Source organism: Desulfopila inferna (assembly GCF_016919005.1).
Taxonomy (GTDB): domain Bacteria; phylum Desulfobacterota; class Desulfobulbia; order Desulfobulbales; family Desulfocapsaceae; genus Desulfopila_A; species Desulfopila_A inferna.
The window spans coordinates 155,927-180,434 of record NZ_JAFFQE010000005.1 but is presented as its reverse complement, the minus strand read 5'-3'; the positions used below and the strand labels follow the sequence as shown (position 1 = coordinate 180,434).

The 24,508-nt window shown below is 48.0% G+C and carries 28 protein-coding genes and 1 tRNA gene; 12 read left to right on the top strand and 17 right to left on the bottom strand.

The annotated features are described in order from the left end of the window. Positions 1-5: 5 nt before the first annotated feature. The 4 genes from JWG88_RS13840 (at position 6) to ric (ending at position 3,394) form a co-directional block, all read left to right on the top strand. Positions 6-794 carry a sugar phosphate isomerase/epimerase family protein gene (locus JWG88_RS13840; RefSeq protein ID WP_205234382.1) on the top strand — a complete coding sequence of 263 codons (789 nt, stop codon included), beginning with the start codon at positions 6-8 and terminating at the stop codon, positions 792-794. Positions 795-1,272: 478 nt separating this feature from the next. Next, complete coding sequence (locus JWG88_RS13835; protein ID WP_205234381.1) at positions 1,273-1,893, top strand: CBS domain-containing protein; 621 nt, start codon at positions 1,273-1,275, stop codon at positions 1,891-1,893. Beyond that, positions 1,890-2,426 (top strand): HPP family protein, encoded by a 537-nt coding sequence (locus tag JWG88_RS13830; RefSeq protein ID WP_205234380.1) that lies wholly within the window; start codon positions 1,890-1,892, stop codon positions 2,424-2,426. Before JWG88_RS13835 ends, JWG88_RS13830 begins: the two co-directional genes overlap by 4 nt. Positions 2,427-2,683: 257 nt before the next feature. Then, entirely contained in the window at positions 2,684-3,394 is a 711-nt protein-coding gene (gene ric / locus JWG88_RS13825) for an iron-sulfur cluster repair di-iron protein (protein WP_337833126.1), read from the top strand. Between the two features lie 203 nt (positions 3,395-3,597). Here the strand turns inward: ric and JWG88_RS13820 are convergent. Both JWG88_RS13820 and JWG88_RS13815 read right to left on the bottom strand, forming a co-directional pair. Next, positions 3,598-3,674, bottom strand: a tRNA-Arg gene (locus tag JWG88_RS13820). 493 nt (positions 3,675-4,167) lie between these two features. Continuing rightward, positions 4,168-5,220: an AI-2E family transporter gene (locus JWG88_RS13815; protein ID WP_205234378.1), complete on the bottom strand. Its 1,053-nt coding sequence runs from the start codon at positions 5,218-5,220 to the stop codon at positions 4,168-4,170. Between the two features lie 93 nt (positions 5,221-5,313). Here JWG88_RS13815 and JWG88_RS13810 point away from each other — a divergent pair, with 93 nt between their 5' ends. Further along, on the top strand, positions 5,314-5,466 hold the full coding sequence (locus JWG88_RS13810) for a hypothetical protein (protein WP_205234377.1): 153 nt from the start codon (positions 5,314-5,316) through the stop codon (positions 5,464-5,466). 35 nt (positions 5,467-5,501) lie between these two features. Here the strand turns inward: JWG88_RS13810 and JWG88_RS13805 are convergent, their stop codons facing one another. The 11 genes from JWG88_RS13805 to JWG88_RS13755 all read right to left on the bottom strand — a co-directional run bounded on the left by JWG88_RS13805 (position 5,502) and on the right by JWG88_RS13755 (position 13,924). Then, on the bottom strand, positions 5,502-5,723 hold the full coding sequence (locus JWG88_RS13805; protein ID WP_205234376.1) for a hypothetical protein: 222 nt from the start codon (positions 5,721-5,723) through the stop codon (positions 5,502-5,504). Further along, positions 5,704-6,447, bottom strand: coding sequence for a TVP38/TMEM64 family protein (locus tag JWG88_RS13800; RefSeq protein ID WP_205234375.1), 744 nt, complete (start codon positions 6,445-6,447; stop codon positions 5,704-5,706). The genes JWG88_RS13805 and JWG88_RS13800 overlap by 20 nt, the downstream gene beginning before the upstream one ends. A 639-nt stretch (positions 6,448-7,086) precedes the next feature. Beyond that, the gene (locus JWG88_RS13795; RefSeq protein ID WP_240194451.1) at positions 7,087-7,974 is read right to left on the bottom strand and encodes a PAS and helix-turn-helix domain-containing protein; all 888 of its coding nucleotides are present in this window, start codon (positions 7,972-7,974) and stop codon (positions 7,087-7,089) included. Positions 7,975-7,978: 4 nt separating this feature from the next. After that, complete coding sequence (locus JWG88_RS13790; protein WP_205234374.1) at positions 7,979-8,500, bottom strand: DUF2878 domain-containing protein; 522 nt, start codon at positions 8,498-8,500, stop codon at positions 7,979-7,981. Between the two features lie 5 nt (positions 8,501-8,505). Then, positions 8,506-9,756 (bottom strand): SAM-dependent methyltransferase, encoded by a 1,251-nt coding sequence (locus JWG88_RS13785; RefSeq protein ID WP_205234373.1) that lies wholly within the window; start codon positions 9,754-9,756, stop codon positions 8,506-8,508. Further along, the gene (locus JWG88_RS13780; protein WP_205234372.1) at positions 9,753-10,490 is read right to left on the bottom strand and encodes a DUF1365 domain-containing protein; all 738 of its coding nucleotides are present in this window, start codon (positions 10,488-10,490) and stop codon (positions 9,753-9,755) included. Before JWG88_RS13780 ends, JWG88_RS13785 begins: the two co-directional genes overlap by 4 nt. Beyond that, the gene (locus JWG88_RS13775) at positions 10,487-11,725 is read right to left on the bottom strand and encodes an NAD(P)/FAD-dependent oxidoreductase (RefSeq protein WP_205234371.1); all 1,239 of its coding nucleotides are present in this window, start codon (positions 11,723-11,725) and stop codon (positions 10,487-10,489) included. Before JWG88_RS13775 ends, JWG88_RS13780 begins: the two co-directional genes overlap by 4 nt. Beyond that, the gene (locus JWG88_RS13770) at positions 11,722-12,441 is read right to left on the bottom strand and encodes an SDR family NAD(P)-dependent oxidoreductase (RefSeq protein WP_205234370.1); all 720 of its coding nucleotides are present in this window, start codon (positions 12,439-12,441) and stop codon (positions 11,722-11,724) included. Before JWG88_RS13770 ends, JWG88_RS13775 begins: the two co-directional genes overlap by 4 nt. Then, positions 12,438-12,854, bottom strand: coding sequence for a nuclear transport factor 2 family protein (locus JWG88_RS13765; RefSeq protein ID WP_205234369.1), 417 nt, complete (start codon positions 12,852-12,854; stop codon positions 12,438-12,440). Before JWG88_RS13765 ends, JWG88_RS13770 begins: the two co-directional genes overlap by 4 nt. A gap of 11 nt (positions 12,855-12,865) precedes the next feature. Then, positions 12,866-13,384: a chalcone isomerase family protein gene (locus tag JWG88_RS13760; protein ID WP_205234368.1), complete on the bottom strand. Its 519-nt coding sequence runs from the start codon at positions 13,382-13,384 to the stop codon at positions 12,866-12,868. Positions 13,385-13,396: 12 nt separating this feature from the next. Continuing rightward, positions 13,397-13,924 carry a DUF3833 domain-containing protein gene (locus JWG88_RS13755; RefSeq protein WP_205234367.1) on the bottom strand — a complete coding sequence of 176 codons (528 nt, stop codon included), beginning with the start codon at positions 13,922-13,924 and terminating at the stop codon, positions 13,397-13,399. A gap of 300 nt (positions 13,925-14,224) precedes the next feature. Between JWG88_RS13755 and JWG88_RS13750 the strand changes: the two genes are divergently transcribed. Next, positions 14,225-14,413 (top strand): type II toxin-antitoxin system RelE/ParE family toxin, encoded by a 189-nt coding sequence (locus JWG88_RS13750; protein WP_240194450.1) that lies wholly within the window; start codon positions 14,225-14,227, stop codon positions 14,411-14,413. A gap of 338 nt (positions 14,414-14,751) precedes the next feature. Here the strand turns inward: JWG88_RS13750 and JWG88_RS13745 are convergent, their stop codons facing one another. Beyond that, entirely contained in the window at positions 14,752-15,354 is a 603-nt protein-coding gene (locus tag JWG88_RS13745; RefSeq protein WP_205234366.1) for a LysE/ArgO family amino acid transporter, read from the bottom strand. A gap of 104 nt (positions 15,355-15,458) precedes the next feature. Here JWG88_RS13745 and JWG88_RS13740 point away from each other — a divergent pair, with 104 nt between their 5' ends. Beyond that, complete coding sequence (locus JWG88_RS13740) at positions 15,459-16,349, top strand: LysR family transcriptional regulator ArgP (protein WP_205234365.1); 891 nt, start codon at positions 15,459-15,461, stop codon at positions 16,347-16,349. A gap of 245 nt (positions 16,350-16,594) precedes the next feature. Here JWG88_RS13740 and JWG88_RS13735 read toward each other — a convergent pair whose 3' ends face one another. Then, the gene (locus JWG88_RS13735; protein WP_205234364.1) at positions 16,595-17,047 is read right to left on the bottom strand and encodes a PaaI family thioesterase; all 453 of its coding nucleotides are present in this window, start codon (positions 17,045-17,047) and stop codon (positions 16,595-16,597) included. Between the two features lie 237 nt (positions 17,048-17,284). Next, positions 17,285-17,680 (bottom strand): class II SORL domain-containing protein, encoded by a 396-nt coding sequence (locus tag JWG88_RS13730; protein ID WP_205234363.1) that lies wholly within the window; start codon positions 17,678-17,680, stop codon positions 17,285-17,287. An 875-nt stretch (positions 17,681-18,555) separates the two neighbouring features. Between JWG88_RS13730 and JWG88_RS13725 the strand changes: the two genes are divergently transcribed. The 3 genes from JWG88_RS13725 to JWG88_RS13715 are packed head-to-tail and all read left to right on the top strand — an operon-like array spanning position 18,556 to position 19,747. Beyond that, positions 18,556-19,038, top strand: a complete 483-nt coding sequence (locus JWG88_RS13725; RefSeq protein ID WP_205234362.1) for a cytochrome P460 family protein — start codon at positions 18,556-18,558, stop codon at positions 19,036-19,038. A 43-nt stretch (positions 19,039-19,081) separates the two neighbouring features. After that, the gene (locus JWG88_RS13720) at positions 19,082-19,330 is read left to right on the top strand and encodes a thioredoxin domain-containing protein (protein WP_205234361.1); all 249 of its coding nucleotides are present in this window, start codon (positions 19,082-19,084) and stop codon (positions 19,328-19,330) included. Positions 19,331-19,342: 12 nt separating this feature from the next. Continuing rightward, positions 19,343-19,747 (top strand): peroxiredoxin-like family protein, encoded by a 405-nt coding sequence (locus JWG88_RS13715; protein ID WP_205234360.1) that lies wholly within the window; start codon positions 19,343-19,345, stop codon positions 19,745-19,747. A gap of 76 nt (positions 19,748-19,823) precedes the next feature. Here JWG88_RS13715 and JWG88_RS13710 read toward each other — a convergent pair whose 3' ends face one another. Then, a complete protein-coding gene (locus JWG88_RS13710; RefSeq protein ID WP_205234359.1) occupies positions 19,824-20,861 on the bottom strand; it encodes an FAD:protein FMN transferase in 1,038 nt (345 codons plus the stop codon). Positions 20,862-21,216: 355 nt separating this feature from the next. Here JWG88_RS13710 and JWG88_RS13705 point away from each other — a divergent pair, with 355 nt between their 5' ends. Together JWG88_RS13705 and JWG88_RS13700 are read left to right on the top strand one after the other, a co-directional pair. Next, entirely contained in the window at positions 21,217-23,679 is a 2,463-nt protein-coding gene (locus JWG88_RS13705; protein WP_205234358.1) for a PAS domain S-box protein, read from the top strand. 75 nt (positions 23,680-23,754) lie between these two features. Beyond that, the gene (locus JWG88_RS13700) at positions 23,755-24,450 is read left to right on the top strand and encodes a hypothetical protein (protein ID WP_205234357.1); all 696 of its coding nucleotides are present in this window, start codon (positions 23,755-23,757) and stop codon (positions 24,448-24,450) included. Positions 24,451-24,508 lie beyond the last annotated feature (58 nt).

Genomic DNA, 24,508 nt, shown 5'->3' with positions numbered 1-24,508 from the left:
AAGATATGCAATTCGGAGCCATGAATTTCCCTGTTCTGCCTGTCCTTGAGGAAATAGAGGCGATAGGCCGATTGGGATTCGACTACGTCGAACTGGCCATGGATCCGCCCATGGCGCATTACCGTGTCATTGCTGCAAATAAAAACGATATCGTTAATGCCCTCGGGAATAACGGTCTGGATCTGGTCTGTCATATGCCCACCTTTGTATCCACTGCCGATCTCACCGAAAGTATTCGCAGGGCATCGGTGACGGAAATGCACCGTTCCCTGGAGCTGGCTATCGAACTGGGGGCTTCAAAGGTCGTGCTGCATCCCAGTGTGGTCAGCGGTCTGGGCAGCTTTGTCATGGATACGGTGCGAGGGTATGCCTACGAGTTTCTGCAGGAAATTACCGCTGCTGCCGGCGGGATGGAAATCTGCCTCGAAAATATGTTTCCAAGATATATGTCCGGTGTGGAACCTCATGATTTCGAGGAAATCTTCAGGGAATTCCCATCCCTCAAGCTGACTTTGGATACCGGACACGCCAATATTGACGATAAAAGCGGAAAACGTCTGCTGCACCTTGCCGAAAATTTCGGCGAACGGATCGGCCATTTGCATATCAGCGACAATCGGGGCCGGAGAGATGATCATTTCTCGGTGGGGAAGGGATCGATTGATTTTGATGAGCTGATACGACAACTGCAGCAGATCGGTTATGACAGCACCGTTACCTTTGAAGTGTTCGAAGAAGACAGGCAAATGCTGGTCGACAGTCGCGAACGCATTAAGGAAATGTTCCTCCGTTAAAAAGATGTCATCGCGATAAGCACCCGTACCGGGCATAGACCGACTTCGAGAAAGTCCAATCTCTCGAGCCGCAGATTTTTGGCAGGCCCTCATTTCTGAAAATATTTTTTGGCTCTTCCGGATTTAGTGTGTTTTTGCTCTACTATTTGCAAACAATGGTCAAAAAAGCAACTTATCCATGAGTTGCAAATAAACTTTAAATTGATGGGGTTCGCCAGGCTCACCGCCAACCTACCCTTTCAAAATTCGATTGCGGCATTCCAGTAGGTTGGTGCTGACGTAAGGAAGCCCAACGCTTTTGCTGGCCCTGCAACTGCCTCCGCTTTGTGCCGGTTTGTATTTGTTTAAGCCCCATAAGAAGGCAATCATCCCGATTTGACCTATGTCAAATTATCTTTTATTTAAAAATGCTTTACTCTTATTAGATAATTGCCCAGAGATCCAGCCGGACTTCCGGTGATTCAAAAGGAGAAAAATCATGAAGGAAGTACTTTCGGAAGAGCGCGGTCCTCTGGAAATTTCCGAGCAGGATGTGCTCGAGGCGATGAAACGCATTCCGGGCTATCTCGACATTACCCCCGGTGATTTTAAGGAAATCTATAAGGCCGCTTATGCACTGGCGATACAACGTTTGCTCACCGATCTGAAAGCCGTCAACATCATGACGACATCGGTGGTGGTGGTCGATCAGGAAATGGCCCTTGTCGATGCCGCAGCCCTGCTGGCCGAAAAGCAGATATCGGGTGCTCCAGTGGTGAATCGTCAGGGAATCCTTGTCGGGGTCGTATCGGAGAAGGATTTTCTAAAGGAAATGGGCTTTGGTGCCACACCATCCTTTATGCAGATCGCCACTCACTGCCTCAACGACAGGAGCTGCATGATCGGTAGGCTGCACAATCGAACTATTGGCGACATTATGTCCCGGCCCCCCATCAGCGGAGCAGCGGAAATGACTGTGGGCGCCATATCTTCGATTTTTGCCGATAAACAGATCAACCGCCTTCCGATTGTCGATGCGGATCAACGGCTGATTGGCATGGTGACACGCACCGATCTGGCGCATTCCCTCAATGTCTACCAGGAGAAACCCAAAAAATGAGTTACTGGGAGAAAATGAAGGGAGGCGGGCAGAGTCCGCCGCAGGTAGGTTCGATGGAGATTCTCTGGTCCTGGATTGGCAGCTTTCTCGGCATTGCCGCTGTTTCCCTGATTCATTACAAGATGCTCGACCAGACCGGCATGCTCATGATAATTGGCTCCTTCGGCGCTTCGGCCGTCCTTATCTACGGCGCCATCCGCAGTCCTCTGGCCCAGCCGAGGAATCTGATCGGCGGCCATGTCTTCTCGGCCATAATCGGAGTGACCGCCTTCCAATTGTTCGGCGGCGATCTCTGGCTGGCAGCGGCCCTGGCGGTCTCCACCTCCATTGCTGTCATGCATTTCACCAAGACCCTCCATCCTCCGGGAGGGGCAACTGCCCTGATCGCTGTGATAGGCGGAGAAAGTATTCATAATCTTGGTTACATGTACGTCATAATTCCCACTGCCTCCGGGGCAATGATCATGCTCATCGTCGCTCTTCTTTTCAACAATATGCCAAAAAGCCGTAAGTACCCGGAATTCTGGCAATAAAGCAAGCCTCCCTGAGGTCGCCAGAAAAGGAGTTGATCATTCCGCAGGCTGTCACAATAGTATTAAAAGCTGGTTGCAAAAAGAAGTTCAACTACTTGATGAAGCAGAGCCTGCAGATCTCCTTAATCCTTTTGCAACCGTCGCTCCGAGCTTGACCCGGAGTCCACTTTTCTTAGAAATACCGGATTTCATATCAAGACCCAAATAACGAAATATAAGGAGCCTTATCTCAAACCATCCATCAAAAGGTGAAGAAAGTGAACACACCAAACAAAACTATAGGCGAGATTGTCGCCGAGGATTACCGCACCGCACAGGTTTTCGAGAAATACGGCATAGATTTCTGCTGTGGAGGCAAAGAAGACCTTGCCACGACCAGCAGGGACAAAAACATCGATCTCTCCGTAATAACGGCAGAGCTCGAAGAAGTGCAGAAAGAACCCAGGGAGCGTAGCCAGGATTATGACTCCTGGGAGCTGCCTTTTCTTTCCGATTACATTGTCACTGTTCATCATTCCTACCTTAACGATAATATTGAGCAGATAGGCACATACGCCAACAAGATCGCCGAGGTCCATGGATCAAGCCATCCTGAAGTAATCGAGATAGCCTCCCTTTTCAAGAAACTCGGCAGCGATCTTGAAAGCCATCTCAGGGATGAGGAGGAAGAATTCTTTCCCGCTCTCAAACGAGTCTACGCCCAGAAAAAAGCGGGCCAGACCTCGGCAGAAGAAGATACCGCCATTATCAGAAAATCGCTGGAGAACTTCAAAGATGAGCATGAGGAAGTAGGCGATGCCTTACATAAAATCCGCCATCTCTCCAAGGATTTCGACATACCGGCTAACGTCTGCAATACCTATGTCCTCACTTATGAGAAACTCAAGGAGTTCGAAGACGATATCCATAAGCATGTTCACCTTGAAAATAATATTCTTTTTCCGAAGGCGATGAAGCTCTGTGAATAATCAGGCCCAGTCGTCATTTCGGACCCAGATTCGGAATCCATTGCTTCCTCTGATGACTCGGAATGCCATAATCCGCCATACCCTGAGAGGAATGCATACTGTCCTGTCAAATCAGCAAAAAGAAAATCTGAAAAGAAGAATCAGTTCAACCTTACGCCAGGTTGCCGATCGTAAAAGATTGTGTAATTGAAAAAAGAGAAGGGTGGTGATCCCGGCAGGATTCGAACCTGCGACACCCAGATTAGGAATCTGGTGCTCTATCCTACTGAGCTACGGGACCATCCGGAAAGGTGCTGTCATATACCATATGTTAATACGATTATGCCAGATCTTTCTTCTTTTTTCGACCAAAAACGATCTATATTTAATGTGGAAGCCGTAGGCGCCTCTGTCTAGTTTTCTTATTCTTCTACCAAAACGCTGGTTCCTTCTTTACTGGAATTCCCAGCTCTTGTAACTCCTCCTCGCATAGATAGCTTGCCTGGCGAAAAGAAGCTGGTGTATTCGCTGCACCGGAAAACCACTCCGGACATCCGCCAAAGTTCCCTTTTGCAGTTGTTAATTGAAAAAGACAGGAAGAAAGTCTCCCTGAGCGGGATTGGTAGGCTTGGACAAGTGATGAATGGCGAAATGGGTCAAATATCGGCGAGCCGAAATACCCCTGAGTGCGGAATTCTTCCTTTCCGAACGGACAACTGTCCTGCGACAGCAGACAATCATTCTCCTGATCCCGGCCTGTCGAGATCGGGAAAAGTTCTTCTTATTACAAAGGACTATTCTTCGATACCATCGGTTTCACACTTTTCCCCAAGTACATCTTCTATATACAGCATTTTGACAAGCACCATGGCGGCTGCCGTAAGAGGAGTGGCAAGCAAAAGACCGAGAAAGCCCAGAGCGGTGCCGAGAACGACCTGTGAGGTGAGAGTAAGAACCGGCGGCATGGCTACCGCCCTCTGCTGAATGAGAGGAGTGATAATGTAGCTTTCGATACCCTGTATTAAAAGATAGAGCAAAATCACATACAGGGCGGTTGACGGAGATTCGGTATATCCCAGAAGAATAGCCGGAATAGCTGAGAGAATCGGCCCGATGTTGGGGATAAATGTCAAAAGACCGGCAAGAACAGCAAGGCTGAGAGGCAGAGGAACCTTGAGGAAATACAAACCGATAAAGGTGGAGACACTTACCACCAGCATGCCGGTAAATCTGCCGATAAGCCAGAGACCAAGAGTATAGTCAAGGGCGCTGAAGACTTGTCCGGTCCGCTGTCGTCCATTTTGCGGGACCAGGCGTATGATACCGTTGATGTAGTATTGAGGGGTAAAGGAGAGATATAAGCCGACGAAGAGAATAATAAACATGCTGGTAATTATTCCGATAGTTGTGGCGAAAAAACCAAGGGCTTGACTGCTCACTGTCCCGGCGGATGAGAGTGCAGAAGATCCGCCGAAGGACTGGAAAAGATTCTCGAGCCAGTCCAGGTGATTTATTCTCTCCCTGAGATTATTGAAGGCTTCAGGTATCTGTTCCACCAGTTTGCCTCCCTGTTCGGCAAGTTGCGGAGCCAACAGAATGAAGAAGGCGATGAAGGCAATGACCAGAAGCATGAGGGTAATGGCTATGCTCCAATTTTCCGACAGATGATTGAATTTGCCGAAAAGGAAATTGCTCAGTCCACGGATAAAAATGGAGAAGAGGATTCCGGCGAAAATCAGAAGCAGTATCTGCACGGCTGATCTCAACAACAAAGATAGCAAAAGAAAAAGAGCTAATAGACCAAGTGCTATAAGAATCAGCTTTGTATATTCTGTTGTCTTAACCATTGATGTCCTGTTTAAGGGGGAAAGAGATAGAAAAATCTGCTTCGGAAACCTACATGCACAATCAAGGCCTATTTTTAGAGGAATTTTTCGAATATGAGCGAATTAACAGTTTCATGCCTGCAGGTCCATCATATATTGAAATGTGACTTCGCCGGCTATGACGAAAGCATGATGGTGCATCGACATCACCGTGAGGCTCTCGGGGCTGACCGCATTCAGAACCTGTTCTACGCGCCGAGGAGTTGAGTTCCAGACAGCGGTTAACGTGGTAATGGAATCGGTCAATAGGATAAGGGGCAAACCTTTTCTTGACTCTTGTCACCGATTGAAAAGTGGTTCTCCACTTTTTTTTTGCGGCAAAAGGGTTCCGCCAGGCGCTCATCTGCGTGGCCAGCGATAATCAACACCAGCGGCGGGCCACCCCGATCCCCGAAGGTTTCATAGCAGATTTCAACCTCGTTTCGAGTCATGATGGTTTTGACTTTATCGCTTTCTGATGTCATCCCTGGTCTCTCCTCTTTCAGTGCTTTCGATGCGTTTGCGCGCATACCGCTTGATTCCCCAGATCAATGCAATTCCCAGTATCACCACTGCCAGCAAGAGCGCGATATTTTCAGCGGAAGGATCTGTGATCACGTTTTCCAGCTGTTCCCCGAAAATGGCCAAAGTCAGGGTTCCCGGAAGATGAGCGATGAAGGTGCCGATCAGGAAATCCCGGAAGCGAAGATTTATCGATCCAGCCGCGGTATTCACGACCGCATAGGGGGCAACGGGTATCATCCGGACACCGACCACGGCGCCAATCCCGCCTTTACGCAAAAAACTCTGCACCTTCTGGAAACGTTTTCCTTTCATAAAATCGATTTTTCCGGTGCCGAACCGTCGACCAAGGAAAAAGAAGAGAGAAGCGGCTGACAGGCTGCCGGTGATGGCGCAGGCCCAGCCGAGAAATCCCCCCAGGGTCAGAATAATCGCACCGTTCAACACCATATTGGGAAACAGAAGGCTGTTGGCCACCAGGTAGGCCGCGATGACGGCAAGGGGGGTCCACCACTGGCCCCGGACAAAAGTGATGAGCCCGCTCAGGTTTTCCTGATCGGTGAAATACTGAAGGGGTGTAAAGCGCCAAATGCCCACAAGCCCCAAAATGGCGAGAAGGATAAACCCCGTGAATAGCCACATCCGTCTTCGCTTCTTGAGTTTCTGGAAAAAGGAAAATTTTTTCATAAACGTTTCGCTTTCTCCGGCGACAGAGCCTCCCAATACCTCACCGATTCCATATCTGTTTCAGCTTATTCTTCCAGAGAAAATAATAAGGGACATACATGATACATGATAAGCATTGTCAGTATCGCGCCCCTCTACGGGATAAAAAGGGTCAGGGATAAAAAGGGTCAGAGTAAAATTAAAATAGCAAATAAAAATTACTCTAACCCTCTGGTCTTTCCTCTTTGTTTTTGAAAGAGCAGGTCAGATATTGTATTTCTCAGATTACAGCGGACTAAGCTGCAGTGATTTGTTCAAATTCTGCAGGAAGAGCGGCCAGAGGAAATCTCCGATTTTACCTCCGCTTTCGCCGCTGATCCTATAGAGATCAGGCCGGTAGTTTATCAGGGATTGCCTTACAACACTCTTATTGGGGGGCAAAAGGGGCCTATAAGCATCGAAAATTCCTGTTTTTTACCATTAAATATCTAGAATAATGGTTGTAATTATGGTCTGACCCCGATTTGTGATTTGCTGGTAAGTATACATCTATGGGCATCCGTTCGCTTCTGAGTCGGGTATCCCATTTTACGAATAAAAAAACCTGAAAAGCAGCAGTACAAAGAATTCTATAAACACCACCTGAATAATCCCTGTCTTTTATTCCAGTGACATCAGATAAGATCGAAGATTTTGCGGGCTGTTGGTGAGGCCGAGCTTGCGGCGCAGGCTTTTTCTGTGAAAATCGACGCCACTGACGGAAAGATTCAGCATTTCGGCAATTTCCTTGCTTGATCTACCACCCCGCACCATATTGGCAACCTCTATTTCCTGGGGAGTGAGCATTACCTTGATGCCGGCTAAAGTGTGCAGAAAAGGTTCGGTGATTTCCCGGAGATTACTCTCCACCACTTCGGCAAGAGTACGTTGCTGTTCCGTCAGTTTACCCTGAAGCAGTCTCTCCACATAGGGCAGGACCAATCGGTCGACATTGGTATAGATGGTTTCTTCGATGCGGGTTTTGTCTTCATCTCGCTGACGGAGAAGCACCTTCAAGGCGATATTGGTCTCTTCCAGTCTTTCCCGTTGGCGGAGCAGTTCCACTTCCTTACGCTTTAGTTCTTCCTGCACCATCATGACGGGAGTTATGTCCTCATGGGTAACAATAACCCTCTGAACTTCCTCGTCCCTGTAGGGCACCACGCGGACGACGAACCAACGTTTTTCATCAGGGCTGTGACAGGGATATTGATGAAAAAACTCCTGGAGTTCTCCACGTGCAACTTTTTCGATTCCTCTGACGACACTCCCTGCATCATCCAGATGATTACTGTCTCCACCCCGGCAGACGGAATAATAGTTGATGCCGACGCAGTCCCAACCCTCTTTCATGCCGTTGGCCCGGGCATACTCCTGCCATGCCTCATTGGTTTCAAGGATAACACCCTGCTCGTTCAAAATAGCCACATGGGCCGAAAGTGAGTTTACCACCACCTGATAGAGGTCCGCGTCCCCCATAGTTACCTCTCCTTTTAAGAATTCTTTCATTTGATTATCCTTTCTCTGCCGCTCTGTCAAGAAGATGGATGGAAAAGGAGATTCGCGCTGCCAGATACATGGCAAGAGGCCAGAAAACCGCCCAAACCACGCCGAGCACTGCAAGTGAGAGGGAAGGAGTCTGCGGAAATTCGGCACCGCCGAGTTTTACTCCCCCCCAATAGGCCAATGGCCCTCCCAGTCCCCCAAAGAAAATATTGATCAGGTGCCTGCCCTGCATCCAGCGCAGACTGTGCAGAGGCAGGGTGGCAAGGCCGGCCCAGATGACGATCAACCAAAAGGGGATGAGCCATGAGGGTGCCGCAAATGCCAAAATTCCAAATTCCTGCATTGCAGTGTCGATAAGAACCCCAGCTGCTATAAAAAAGACAATCATCTTCGCATCGGCAGCCCGTCTGTCACTGAGCATCAGATGCAGGGCAAGAAGTACAAGGCCCCCCAGTGCTCCGAAGTTTCCGTAAAGCACACACAAAAACCAGATAGCCTGATAGAAGACAATATTAAGATAAATGTTCATTCAATTCACTTCGGCCTCGCAGCAGGGCGATCAGCAACAATATGGACAACGCTGATGGAACGTTCCAGGAATCCGCCCTCGCAATAACAGAGATAAAAATTCCACAGCCGCCTGAATCGTTCATCATAACCAAGTTCTCCGAGTCGGCCAGCTGCCTGATTAAATCGTTCGCGCCAAAGGGCGAGGGTACGGGCATAATCACCGCCAAAATCTTCCAGGTGGCGCACCACCATATCGGTGGTGCTTGTCAGTATACTCTGCATCCTTGTGATGGAGGGCAGACATCCTCCCTGAAATATATGCTGTTGGATAAAATCGACATTGCCTGCATAATTTTCATATTTCTGATCGCGGATGGTTATAGCCTGAAGCAACATCCTGCCGTCCTCTTTTAACAATTCACCGCATTTCTTGAAGAATTCCGGAAGATATGCATGTCCCACCGCTTCGATCATCTCAATAGCAACCACTTTGTCATATTTGCCCTGCAGATCCCGATAATCTTGCCGCAGCACACTGATCCGGTCCTGAAGACCCGCAGCCTCAACCCGTTTGACCGCCTCCTGATATTGAGCTTCAGAGAGAGTAGTAGTAGTAACCCGACAGCCATATTTTTTTACCGCGTAAATGGCAAATCCTCCCCAGCCGGTACCGATTTCCATAACATGATCGTTTGCCTGCAGTTCTAACTTGGTGCAGATAAGCTTCAGTTTGTACTGAGCCGCTTCTTCAAGGCTGCTGTACGGGTGAGGAAAAACCGCAGAGGAATACATCATGGTCGGGTCAAGAAAAGCGGCATACATTTCGTTGCCCAAATCATAATGAGAAAGAATATTCTTTTTTGCACCCTGCCGACTGTTTCTGTTAAGTAAATGGCGCAAGGTCCGGAACGGTCGGAGCAGCCAGGCAAAACCTTTTTCCATGCCGTCGAGAACATCCATATTCGCAACCATAATTCTTACCAGAGCCGTTAAATCGTCGGTGTCCCACAGTCTTTCAATATATCCCTCACCGGCTCCAATGGAGCCGCCCAGTAAAACCCTGGGGTAGATTGCCTGCGAATGGATATAGACATGCGCAACAAGTTCACTCTCTCTGCTGCCGAAAGCAATCATTTCACCGGAGTCGTGCAGAACGAGACGGCCGTGGTGCAACCCGCTGAGCATCTTATGGATCAATCGCCTGGCAAAGCTAAAAGAAAATGGTCTGACTTGGTTCTCTGCCTGATATAATGTAGTTATTTCGTTGGGGTTCATAATTCCTCCCTGGCATAACCTAAGTAGGGAACGCCCTTGATATAAAGTTTGGCGGCCTGCCAGTAAATTCTGGCAACGATGGAGCCGGTCATCACTGGTTTTTTCATGATCAAGCCGGCAATTCGACCAGAATTGAGAGGCGTCCTGTTGAGCCGCAAGCGGGCCTCAAAGATTTCTCCCCGCCGGTCATTTACCTTCAGTTCCACCGCAAGACTCTCGCCTGGAGGTTGAATATACCAGCTATAATGTTGGTCCATATGGTTGAAGGGTGATACATGAAAGGCTTTTTTATGGTTCGGCCTCAGTTTCCCTCCCGATACAAGGTGAGCATATTGATGCCTTTTATTCCATGGAATATTAGATACCTCGGCCATGAAGTGGCTTAGCTCTCCGGCCTCATCAAAACCATAATAGAAGTTGACCGGGCTGAAATAAAGCCCCATGGTCCGGAGATTCAGAAGGCCACAGATCCTGCCGGTCACGCCTGTTCCGGTTAATTCCGCCATTCTCTCTTTGATGCAATCGGCCAGCAGCCTGTTTGGATCACCATAATAATCAGGACGATAAAACCTGGCGAAGGCCCACCTTCTTGGAGAAAACCAGGGCTGCATGGATGGCAGCTGAGAGACTTCATCAAGATCAAGATACCACATGAAAAAGGGATAACTGAACATGTGAGATTGAGGAATATATCTGCGGTGGCTGATGCGGCCCACATATATTGCCGAATTCATGATTTCCCCTCCACCATGCGGCAGACCCTCAGGGCACTGTTAACCCCGTCTTCGTGAAAACCGTTGTGCCAGTAGGCGCCACAAAAATGAAGAGATGCCGCACCGCTTACCGATTGCCATTTTTTCTGGGCCATTACGGCATCTGTGGTATAGACGGGATGGCTGTAATGAAAACGCGCCAGCACATGTTCGTCGGCTATGTCCTGATTGAGGCTCACCAGATAGGTGTGGTTGCTGTCAAGACGCTGAAGAATGTTCATGTTGTAAGTGAGCGTCGCCTGATGCAGAGCGCTGTCAATCACGCGATAATTCCAGCCTGCCCAGGCCCGCCGGGCCTTCGGCAGATGGCTGGTATCGGTGTGCAGAATAACCGAATTATCACTGCAGGTAAAAGCCGACAGCACCTCCAGCTCCTTATGACTCGGTTCCCTGATAAGAGCCAGAGCCTGGTCACCATGACAGGCAAGGATGACCTCGTCAAAAACCTCTGTTCCCAAAGCTGTTTCAACCTCAACCGATTCCTGCCGCCGCCGCAAACCGATAACCGGTGTGTTGAGGCGAATATTCTTGCGAAAACGTCTGGTTAAAGGCTCAATATAGCTGCTGGATCCGCCTTGTATGGTATACCATTGCGGTCGATTGGTGAAATCCAGCAAACCATGATTATCGAAGAATTTAAAAAAGAAAGAGAGAGGGAATTCGTAGCAGCCTGCAAATCCCATTGACCAGATTGCTGAAACCATAGGAATGATGTAGTTTTCCCGGAAATGTTGGCTATATTTTCCGCGGTTGAGAAACTCACCCAGAAGAGTGGAATTATCTTCAGACGCCTCGCGAACTTCCTGATTAAAACGCACCACATCACGCAGCAGACGCCAGAAAGCCGGGCGAACCATGTTCCTTGGTTGGGCAAAAAGCCCCGTAAGGCTGCCGCCGTTATATTCAAGAGCAAGGGCATCATTGCGCACCGAAAAACTCATCTCGGTTTTTTGTGAGGAAACGCCGATTTCCTCCATCATTTTTGTAAAATTCGGATAGGTGCGGTCATTGAAGACGATAAATCCAGTATCTATTTTTACTTTTTCACCATCCTTTTCCACCTCGACGGTATGTGTATGGCCTCCGATGTAATCTTCAGATTCAAATATCGTCACATTATGATTGCGGCTGAGATGGTAGGCGCAGGTCAGGCCTGAAATGCCCGTACCCACAATGGCAATTTTTTTTCCGTTCATGCGGTCACCATCCTTTTTGCCATGGCCAGCCAGAGTCGGCGGGGCAGCAGCGACAGAAATTTGAGCGACAGGGTAAATCTTTTGGGAAAATGAATCTCCAGATGCCTTTTTGAAATCCCTCGGCGAATAGACTCACAGGCCTGTTCAATGCTTATCCGCATCGGCATGGGAAAGTCATTACGGTCAGTCAGAGGAGTCTTCACAAAACCAGGAGAAACAAGGCTTACACTGATATTTTCCCGGGCCAGATCTATCCTCAGAGTTTCCAGCAGATAGGCGACAGCCGCTTTTGAGGCACCGTAGGCTTCCGCTCTTGGCAGCGGTACATAGGAGGCCGACGAACCCACTCCGACAAGATGTGGATCAGTGCCGCGCCGTAGGAGAGGAAGTACGCCTTCTATTGATATTGCGAGAGATTCTACATTGGAACGCATTACGCGGCTGATCAGGGCGCTGTCGAAATTGGGCATGTCGATATACTCGCAGGTCCCGGCATTAAGAATTGCCAGATCGAGACTATCCAGTCCTGCAAACCAGTCAAGAGCCGTCTGCCGGTCGGTGAGATCAATTCTTCCCGTATGCAGACCCTTTTCAGCCAGCTCAGCAAGTGCCTGCTCATTGCGCCCCACCGCCCAGACCTCGTGTCCCAGACTTTGATAATCTATGGCCAGCTGCCTGCCGATGCCCGAAGTTGCTCCCGTTACCAGAATTTTCATTGCCCCAGCCTCTTTTTTATAGAAAGTATGACCCTGCCGATGATCGGCAGGTTTTCATACAACATTTCACCCAGATCAAAATAATCTCGATGCAACTTTACTTTTTGTTTCGTATCAAACTCCAGCCTGCTGACCCCTTCAACGGACACAAGCCGGCCTCTTCGCAATCGTGAATGATGCATGTCCATACGCCACTGAACATAGGCGACATCGTTTTGCTGCTGGTGATCGATAAAATCAAACTTTATGGAATCAAGGCCTGAGTAGAGTTTCTCAAAATACTCCCTGAGCTGCGTCAATCCGTTTAGAGTGTGAGCAGGATCAATAAAAACGATGTCGTCACTATAGATCTCAGCGAGTGTCTCGAGATTATTCCTGTTCAAATGTTGATAGACCTCAAGAAACCTTTCCATGAAACTTCTCCCTAATTTTGACCAAGCAGCCTGTTTCTTAAACCGTCGCTCAATGGATCTTTTGGACCAAGCCATATGCCGAAATAGACCTCGGCAAATTCTTCGGAAACAATCTCAACCTGTGGTAAGCCGTTGCGAGATAGGATTGTTTCTTTTAGTGTAGAATCATAACAGAGGGTATAGTTGTCTCCTTTTCCGACATTGCTGTAGCTCCTGTGCAGTTTATTTATCTCAGCCTCCACACGAGACAGCTTGTCCTCATCATGCTGACGTCGAAGAATGGTGTCCGCCGCGCGAATAAAATCTTCAGCCGAGACCTCGATTTCATAGTCGAGCTTGAGACAACGCGAGGTAGCCGGGCTCAGGATTTCTTCCATGCCCTCTTTACTCCGGACATAAAGTGCTGCATCATACACGGTTACGAAACCGAGATATTTAGCTTTCCCGGCACCAACAAGTTCCATGTCTACCGGAATGGCCATCGTGGTTTTCGGCAAGAGTATTGCCATCAAAAATAGAGCTGCAATCATGATCCTTCTCCTTCACCTGTCTCCCTTCCTGAAGACCATCGTCACGTCCCCAACTTTCAGGCCGAATTTGCTCATTTCGGTTCGGTTAATAACGACCTGATCGGGCTGGAGGAACATCCAGTCATCAAATGCCACCTCCCATGTTTTGCCGTCTACTTCAACCTGCAGGGTGTAGACCCACTGCAAAGCATTTCCGGCGCTTTTTCCAACAGCATCACCAACCACATCATCGGCCGTGCCAATGAATTCACCATCGGGAGTTCGACTGATTGTCAAGGTACGGTTGGATTGTTCCCCATCACTCCAGTCAAAATCTTCCTTGAGAATGAGTTTTCCCTGATCATCAACCGTCCCTTCGATATCCACGACAAATTGTCTATTCACCATCCCCTTACGGTCCTGCACTATTCCCCAACCTCTGGTTTCTCCTTGAAAATAGGTAAATAGATCAAATGGGGGGTGCTTCCCCTGATACATGCTCACATCAGCAGCGGAGCAACCGCTCAATGCCATTGCAAGAATTACAACTAAAATTTTCATACATCCTCCAGGGTCTATGTGATAGTCAACCTTTCATGGCCAATACTCTAAGAACTTCAGAGGGGAATGCAATAGTTGTAAAAAGTAGGTATAATGATAGTTGGTACTACCATATTGAGGATAGGGACAACGAAGTTACACAGGAAAACAAGTTGGCAAGATTGGCATCTTATCGTCAGGGAAAAAAGCTGAAATCTCGGGTAATTCTTGATAAGCTGATATTAAAAATATAATAAAATGCTTGTATGGGTTGTAAGGAAAGACTGAGCCGTGAAACTTCTGCTCAAAAGAGCTTGATTGGTGAGTTGGCAACTGGTTTTTACAAAACAAGCACAAAGACGCAAAAAAATTTCTGCCTCAGACCTGAAGGATAAGGCTCAGAAGCTATTAGATATTATCAAAGAAAATCCCTATCAAACCCCTCCACCATATGAGAAGTTAGTTGGTGATTTTCGGGTGCATATTCAGGAGAATAAATATTCAACATAAACTGGTGTACAACCTTACGGCGCCGATAAAATGGTTAAAGTTATCAGGTTGTGGACCCATTTACGAATGAAAGCCAATTGGAATTCGGGTGCGATCAAATGGGGGCGTCAGACTCTTTGTACTCGATTTAGCAAACAGCTACACAGACACTTGTAGATTATGCCTGGTTGGCGGATATCTCTTTTAGGAGAGGGACTATTTTTTGTGATGCCGAAGATGTTCGCAGGTTGACAGGATTTTTCGCGCTTATCTTTTTTGAGATGTGAAAAAGCAGAAAAATTTAGCAGAGACGCTTCTCCAATGACAGTCTTTCAGCCTTTTGTGGAAATGTTTGATATTCACTGTATGATTAATGATGCTGCAATAATCCACATTGTAGCCCATACCAAAGTATCGAGAATCCGCCAAGATATTTGTTTCCTGAATACAGGTGCAAGCATCTGCCCCCCAAGACTAAGGCAAATAAACCACAGTGTTGAAGCAGAGATAGCTCCAGCCCAAAACAATAAGAGATTGTTCCCATAGAATTGGCTGCTAATGCTGCCAAGCAGGATGACCGTGTCCAAATAAAAATGAGGGTTTAGCAGGGTAACGGCTAATGTCGTCAAAATGGCAGAGCCCAGAGAAAGAACGGCTCGATCACTCGTATCGAGGCTTCCGCCCCGTATGGCAGAGCGGAGAGAGCTACAGCCATAGACAAAAAGAAATCCAGCGCCGCCCCATGTTACCCACTGAGAAAGAGATGGGCTGGCGGACAATGCTCCGCCGACGCCTGCAATTCCCGCGGTAATGAAGACCGCATCACAAAAAATGCAAATCAATGCGATAATCACGTGGTGATTCCGACGAACTCCCTGAGATAAAACAAAGGCATTCTGAGAACCTATGGCCACAATTAGCCCTCCGCTTGCCCCAAATCCCTGTAAAAAAGGTGTGATCATAATTCTGTCTCCTCAAATTTGTTTACTTGTAAAAATAGATAAAGTGGCCTAAAAAGTAAAATTAATTAATTTCATATTATATTAAAAATTCTAATAAAAATCGCATGCTCGACTACAAACTTATCGAAGCACTGGCATTGGTAGCTCAGGATGGCGGCTTTGACAAAGCCGCCAATGCTCTCCATATCACCCAATCCGCAGTATCCCAAAGAGTGAAACTGCTGGAGGAGCAGATGGGCCAGATTCTACTGGCACGGACCACACCCCCTCGTCCAACCTCAGCAGGCCGAAATCTTTTAAAACATTATCTCCAGGTCAAGCGGCTTGAGGATGATCTTTGCGGGGAAATGAATGAACATGTCGACAAAGAGTATAAATCGATACCGTTAGCTCTTAATGCCGATAGCCTGGCGACCTGGTTTCTTGATGCGATTCAATCCTTTGTATTAGCGGAAGGTATTTTGTTGGATATCCGGGTCGATGATCAGGAGCAGACTCATCGGATGCTTAAAAATGGTGAGGTCGTAGGGTGTATCAGCACCAGGGAAAACCCCTTGCAGGGTTGTAGAACCGATTATTTAGGACGGATGAATTACCATATGCTGGCCACTTCCCAATTTGCCAAAAAATGGTTTCCAAATGGACTTACCATTGCTGAAGCGTATCGAGCACCCGCTATAATTTTTAATCGCAAAGATGAGTTGCACCATAAACTTTTTAAGCTGGTACTGGGAGAAGTACCTGAAAACCTCCCTGTCAACTATATACCATCCGCCGAGAAATTCGTGGATGTCATTGCCAGGGGAATTGGATATGGCATGTTGCCGTTTCAACAATCCGAGCCTTTTATCCGAACAGGCCGATTGGTGGATCTGGCTCCTGATTACGTCGTTCCGGTAAAACTCTATTGGCATTGCTGGAATTTAAAATCAAAGCCGCTTATAAGATTTACTCAGCAATTGATTTTCAGAGCAAAAACGTTGTTGGACAAATAGGTATTGATATCAATAAGCCTGACCTGATGCCTTGATCCTTGTTTTCAGGAATAATATCAGGAGGGGGCGAGGGGATTATTATTCGAGGACAGACCACGGCTTTTTTGAAACAGAATGAATGTCGATAATCTTAACATCTCTAACCAGCTGAGGATAAAGGATGTTCATCGGTATTGTCTTGCTGAAGAACAGAACCACAGAATTTCCTGAGCATACGTACACAACCTGTTTATATTCTGTGCAATTTATCCTTCAGTGTTTTCTAACCTAGCGGCATCTATCGCCATCAAGGTGATGGTGCTTTTGGAGACCATTTTTTCATGAGTATCCCTGACATCAAATACAGTTGATTGGGCTACTATAATCTGTCTTCCGTGACTTATGATTTCTGATTTGCACTTTAATGCATGACCGCAGGCGGGTTTTAAGAAATTGATTTTAAACTCGATGGTCAATATTCGGATATCATTGGAAACAAGAGTGTAGGCGGCATATCCGGCGGTATGATCGGACATGGTCGCAATTACTCCGGCGTGGATGAAATCATCCTGGGTTTTGTGGTTTTCCCCTATTGCAAGAGCGGCTTCAAAAAGTCCTTTGCCTATTCTGGATGGCTGAAATCCACAGAATTTAATAAATCCCCTGCGATAGTCCTTTTCAAGAAACTCTATCCTTTCCGCAGTAAGTTCTCTTTCCATAACAAACCTTCATAAAAAAATTTGTTCACAATTACGATGAATGCACATTTCAAAATCCATGATTCAAAAGGATCATAACCGATGGAGTCAAAATCAGACAGAAGATAATGGATCTGGCTGCTATACATTCAATGGGTAATGGTTGGTTTTTTTTGGTACAGAAAAAAAGCAAAAGGGCCCGCCAGAATAGCGAGCCCTTTCAAATTTAACAGGTGGGGTGATCTCTGGTTTTGCCAATTAGCCGACCTTGATTTCTTTTGAATTTTCCCAGAGGCCATGGATGTTGCAGAAAGCTGTAGCAATGAGGGTACCCGGCTTTTTGATTTTCATGGATGCGGTGGCGGCGTGATGGGTATAAACAGGGCCTTCATTGGCGCCCGCAGCGGCTTCGCCGTGGGCGGAAAACTCATAATTGCCCACTTGATATGCAAACTTATCTCCCTCCGGCTTGAAATACAACTGGATCCAACGGATATGATGTTCGGTGGTGTTGGGATGGTCAACCTCCTTGCCAAGAGAGACTTTCACATCGAATACTTCATCCGCGCCAATCTGATCGGCGCATTCTATAACCGGAACGTGTTTTTCGGATTTCCAATCGGCAGTTTGAATAAGTTCTCCAAATTTAGGCATTTTTTTCTCCTTTGTAGTGTTCGTTTGTTTCGTTAAGGCCCTCATTGTATTTTTCTTCTCTACAAGGGATATCACTTTTTTGCTGACGAATCAAATCGAGATAAATTTAAATGCGTTGTAATGACGATTAACGATAAGAATTTTATTGAGCTAAAACCATAATTGATGTCATTTCAGTAAATTATGAATATTCAAAAAAAAGAAATTTTTTTTGATATGAAAACAATCAGCTGGAGAGTTTTATCGGAAAAAAGAACAGGCTAGTCCTGGATTTTATTTCAGGCTCTGCCGGATTTAGCATATTTGTGCTCAATCGTTCGAGAAAAATTCCATAAAAAAACTCTTTATCCACGGTGTTGCAAAGAAACTTAAAATTGTTGGGGTTCGCTACGCTCACCGCCAACCTACACTTTTGAAATTCGATTGCCGCAATCCGGCCGGGGCTGACGCAAGGAAGCCCAGCGCTTTTGCTGCTGAACCTTTTTTCATTACACCGATAAAGACGGGTTATGGAGGATTAGTGAGATGAATCCGGCTGCACAAGATTTATTCCAGTAAAACAGGATTTAAGGAGATGGAATAGGAACGAGAGGACTTTTTGATATCTGGAAAATAGAGTATACACCGCACTACCCAATGGAGTAACCGCAAGGCAACCATGTATCCGGCAAGCAATCTGTCGGTATTCTCACATTCCAGGTAAAATGTCATGAAATTTGCAATCATCGAAAAAAGGTGAATATCCTATTTATCAGCCGAGAATTTAGTCACCCTGATAAATCTTTTTCCCCTTATGTCCTTCGATCAATGAAATATACATCTTCAAGAGGAACTCCGTATCGGAAAATCACTTAAATTCAACATGGGAGGTAGTTATGAAAATGAAGAAAAGCATGATCCTCATTGCACTCGTCTCTCTAACTACGACATTGGTTATGGCTAAATCGCACATGCCTGAACCGCAAGCCGAAGCATTCTGGACCTACATCACCGAAACCCACCCCTACACCGAATGGGAGATGTGGCCAGGCAAAGACGGCATGTATGAAGGAACGAGCCCGCACGGCGCTTTTTTGAAGCTTTACATCAATGATGTTGCGGTCAATGCCATTAAAGAAGATAAGCCCATGCCGGATGGGGCTATTATTGTCAAAGAGAACTATGGAAAAGATAAAGAGAAACTGATGTCACTCACCCCGATGTATAGAAAAAAAGGATACAACCCTGATGCGGGGGACTGGTTCTGGGCGAAATACGGTCCGGAAGGGGAAGTTATGGATGCGGGAAAGATAGAAGGCTGCATCGGTTGTCATCGCTCTCAGAAGGATTGGCTGTTTGCCGAAACAAAGTCGGAATAACAGGAAAATCAGAACGGATTTTCGATCAGCAAGGAGTCAGTTTATGAATTTAACAAAGAAAATCGAAGAAAAAAAGGTGCAATTCCAATCTTCGGCTCCAGGCGAAGTTCTGGAGGTTATGGAGCGAGCGGAAAAGGAATTGACCGATTCGGGAATTATGGACAGGGTATTGACCAAAGGCGATAAAGCGCCCGATTTTACCCTGGAAGATACCCGGGGTAACTCCGTTAATCTGGGTAGTACCCTTTCCTCGGGTTCGGTTGTCCTGGGTTTTTATAGAGGACGGTGGTGACCATTCTGTAATTTGGAGCTGGAAGCTCTGCAGGAGGCCCACCCGGAATTTACCGCACTGGGTGCCACCCTTTTGATGATTTCCCCCCAGACAAAAGACCATTCCCGGAGCTTTCGGGAAGAGAAAGGGCTTACCATGGAGATCTTGAGCGATCCCGGAAACAAGGTTGGTGAAAAGTTTGGTGTCGTCTACGCCTTTCCGGAAGATCTCAAACAGGCATACCTGCAGCTGGGTCTCGATCTGGAAAAATATAACGGCGATGATCCCTGGAGACTGCCGCTGGTATCACGGTATATAATCGACCAGAAAGGACTCATTCAATATGCTATGGTCAGTGCAGATCATACAAAGAGGGTCGAACCGGACCATACTCTGGAAGCCCTGAAAGTGTTAAAGGGGCAAATCTCAGGAAGCTGATTCCTCGTCCAGTGGAATAGAACCCATCTAGCCTTGCTCCCGTACGTTTTTTTCCGTCCGGGAGCAGGGGCCAAAATCAGCTTTTTGCAGGCCGATCAAATAGGTGCACCTGGTCTTTTATACCTTCTGTCAGCAGGACATTGCCTTTACTGTCTACGATTATTCCATCCATACCAAGACGCTCCAGGACTTTCATTCCTTCATCCGGCCCCATCACGAAGATGCCGGTGGCAAAGGCATCGGTCAGAGCAGTTTTTTCGGCAATGATGGTTACGCTCCGGCAAAGGCTTTCGGGGAATCCGGTTTTCGGATTGAGTAAATGATGATACCGCACACCATCAGCAATAAAGAAACGCTGGTAATCTCCCGAGGTGGAGATGCCCTTGTCTCGAAGATCGACGGTTGCCAGAAGAGCATCGTCATTTCCCTCCTGGCGCGGATTCTGGATGCCGATATGCCATGGCCGGCCATTCAGCTGGGTGCCAAAGGTTGCGATATCACCGGCTACCGCGACAATGCCATCCTCGATCCCATGCCTCTTTAAAATCTCTACAGCTTTGTCGGCAGCAAATCCTTTGATAATGCCGCCTAAATCGATTTGTACTCCGGCTTTTTTTAGAAATACGGTAGATGCCGCCTCATCGATAACAATATTTTTAAATCCGACATCGGCTAAGTTTTCTGTCACCTGATCTTTGGTCGGCATTGTTTTGTCTTTAAAATTCCAGAGCTTGACGACAGGTCCGATGGTGACGTCAAAGCCGCCGTTGGTTTGTCCACCGGCAAAAACGGCGGCTTTGATAATCTCCAGGGTATCAGGCGAGACAATCACCGGTGCATTGCCGGCGTTTTGATTGACAGCGCTGAGTTCGCTGTTATCTGCGTAGAAATTCAGCAGCTTGCCGAGGCGATCAAGTTCCTGATATGCTGCATCGATCGCGGTCTTCGCCAGCTCCTCTGAGTTTGTGGCAACGGTGATTGTAACTATGGTGTACAACGAATTTCGGCTTTCTTTAAAAATACGTTTTCGATTGGCGTGGTTTACCGCGAAAATGATTGCCGCTGCCGAAAATATGATAATCAGAATAAAAGTCATTCGTTTGTTAAATCGCATGATACGCCATTGATGGTTGAGTTGAGAAAATCCTCTTTATCCATAAACGAGATTCCTGCCGGCCATGGAGGGAAAATACCGCTTATTGTAACAATGAAAAAGCAGAGCGTCATGAGCAAAATTAAGAAAGTGATAATGATGGCGTTACTGACGCATGCTTTTTCTGGTTAAGTTGGGCTCCATAAGGAACTTCACGGGCCGCCAAGCCCGGTGGAAAAATCTTTTAACGCCAGCGGAAATAATACGTAAATTGCGCTATAATAAAATAAGAAGGTAGCGGAGTGACAGGCCGGGCTTAATGGGGCGATGCCGACCGGTTTCGGAGAGAACATTTTCGAACCACCAAGAGCTGGTTATGCCGAACAAAAATACATCCCGAGCGGAATTGCTGCAGGAATTAGCCGCGGTGCGCTCCCAACTGGCCGACAGAGGGCGGCAGTGTGAGGAGCTTTCCGGGCAGCTCGACAGGTTGCGTTTAGAAGATAGAGGGAGCTGCCTGTATCGGTTGTTCGATGCTATGATGGAAGGTTTTTGCCTGGCCGAGCTCATCTTCGATAAAGAGGGACGCCCATATGATTTGCGCCTCACGGAGATCAATAAAGCCACAGGCCTGCTTCTCGGTATTGCTCCGGACAAGATCAAGGGAATCACAGCCCGGCAGTTGTTTCCAAAAATTGACAGCACTTGGATCGAGATGCTCGTCGCAGCGGCTTTGAGTGGTGAGCCTGCCAAGTTTAAGAAATACAGCGAGGTTTTAGACAAATGGTTTGTTGTTTATGCCTTCAGCCCGCAAACCGGTCTGCTGGCCATTTTGTTTCTTGATATTACCGAAAGCAAGCAGGCGGAGGAGGAACTCAAGCACAGCCGACTTTTGCTGACGGTAGCCGAAAGGCTTTCGCATACCGGAGCATGGGAATGGGATATAGTGGATGATCGTTGGGAATTTTCCAGTGAATGGTTGGCGATCCATGGTTGTCCGAAGCGCCCCCTGACTCCCGAAGAGCTCCTGGCTCTCGCTCATCCCGAGGATCGTGCCGCTATAACACAGGCGCTGGAAGATCTTCGGCAGGGTATCGCCAGATATGACATGATTCACCGCATCGTCCGCATGAACGACGGCAAAATACGTTTTGTCCATGGATATGGAAGATTTGTGCGCGATGCTTCCGGAAAGGTAATCAAGGCCTATGGCTTTGGTCGGGATATTACCGAACAAAAACTGACCGAGATTGCCACGGATCGGCAGAATGCACTGCTGAGAGGCGTTAACCGCATCTTCGAGGCAGTAGTGACAAGCGCCGGCGACCAGGAATTTGGGAATGCCTGCCTGAATGTGGCCGAGGAGGTCACCGGCAGTACCCTCTCTTTTCTTGGAGAGATCGGCCCGGATGGAGGATTGCACGATATCGCCATATCCAACCCGACCTGGAAGGCCTGTCCGGTGAACGGCAAGGAGGGAAGTGACAGATTTCCGAAAAACTTCCATATCCGCGGCATATATTCTGATGGTGTCGGCAAAGGCACTGTTCTTTTGACCAATGATCCGGCTTCACATCCCCGGAGTGTCGGGCTGCCGCCCGGACATCCGCCGCTATACTCTCTGCTGGGTGTGCCGCTGAAGCAGGGAGAGAGGACGGTGGGATTAATTGCAGTGGGGAATCGCGATGGTGGTTATGGTCCCGAGGATCAGGAGACTCTGGAAGTCCTGGCCCGAGTGATCAGCGAGGCTCTGGCCCGGCGGCATGCCGAGGAGGCCATGCGGGTAGGAGAAATCCGCTACCGCAGTCTGTTCATGCATTCTCCAGATGCGATCTACATCAACCAGCAGGACCGCATAACCCTGGTCAACGATGCCTGCCTGAGGCTGTTTGGGGCGGAGACTGCCGAAGAGTTGCTCGGCAAGACACCCTACGATCTGTTTCATGCCGACTATCATCCGGTGATCAGGAGAAGAATCCACCGCATGCGCGAGCTGGGCCAGCCGCAATCGCTATATGAGGCGAAAATAGTCCGTCTCGACGGCGGCACCGTGGACGTCGAAGTGACTGCGGCCCATTTTCCCTTCGCTGACTCCAATGCTATTCATGTTATCCTGCGCGACATCACCAGCCGCAAGCGGGCGGCCGAGAATCTGGAGCGTTCCAATAAGGAGTTGGAGCAGTTTGCCTATGCGGTTTCTCACGACCTTCAGGAGCCGTTGCGCTCAGTGGTCGGCTTTCTTCAGCTTCTGCAGCTTCGCTACAGCGATCGGATAGACGAGAAAGGCCAGCAATTTATCGATCGGGCGGTGGCGGCCAGCCATCGCATGCAGACTCTTATTCGTGAGTTGCTCTCACTGTCGCGCGTGACCACCAGACCTGGTACGTTTCTGCCGACAGACCTCAGGTATCTTGTCGAAACGGTTCTGGAAAATCTTGAATCGACTCTGCGGGAGAAACATGCCCATGTCGTCGTCTGTGCAGACCTGCCGAGCCTGACCGTTGATCCCAGCCTGATAGAGAGCCTTTTTCAGAACCTTATCATCAACGGCATCAAATACAACGACAGCTTCAGACCCAGGATAGAAATCAACTGTCGCCCCTGTGAAAACGGCTATGAGTTTACAGTCAAAGACAATGGTATCGGTGTTCCCCCACGCTTCCATGAGCGTATATTCATGGTTTTTCAACGGCTCCACACGACTGAAGAATACCAGGGAACCGGGTTGGGACTGGCATTATGCCGGAAAATCGTCGAGCGTCACAACGGCAGGCTCTGGGTTGAATCGCAGCCGGGAGAGGGCTCGACCTTCCATTTTTTTCTGCCGACGACCAGATGACATTTTCTAAACAGGGCGCCCTTAACAACAATACGCAGTGAGGATGTCGAAATTATCGGTGAGCATGGAGGAGCGATGCATCCATTGGGCAAGATTTTGGTATTGGTTGGTCGCAATCTTTTACGGCTTGCAGTGGCGAGCGTGTTTATCATCAGTTCCATTTCAGATGCATGCAGCAGCAATGACCGCAAAGATCGATACGATGAACAATCCCTTTTGGATGCAGTGGAAATCAATGTTACGGACAGCAGCATTGTTGCCCTTAAAGCGGGCGCTCAGCCGCGGACGATGGAGCTGTCTCTGGGGGAAGAGATTCGCTCGGTTCGGACGGAGGGACAGGTCGGCGGTGTGGTAACTTCCGAGAGGTTGCTGGCCATAGCCTCCGAACCATTTGCATGGCTTTCCATGCCGCTGACTTTAATTGAAGATTCGGTGGAAAGCTATTTATCGGTAAACCTCGTTCTTTTTATCACAGAGGAGCGGTCTCTTGTCTTTGATGGCACCTTGAACAGTTTTTTCGTTTTCGATGTAGCGTTGGGGGAGAGGACGGCCGCCCAGGAAGTCATAGCTGATATAGCCGTGTTCACCACCATGGAGCGTGCCGTTGGGTATGCGGCTGGCAATCCCGATTTTGAGGAGTTTTCCTTTTCTGCGGGAGAAATCTTCAGGGAACTGGAGGTTTCCGCCGGCATGGTGTCAGTGATAACCTCAGATCGCAGCCTGTCCTTTCAGGCGCCTTCGGGTGGATGGGTGGAACGAGAGCTTCCCTAGGCCGAAGGGCCAGGCTGATCAGGGAATATGAAATATTATACAGCTGCCCTCCGCGCCG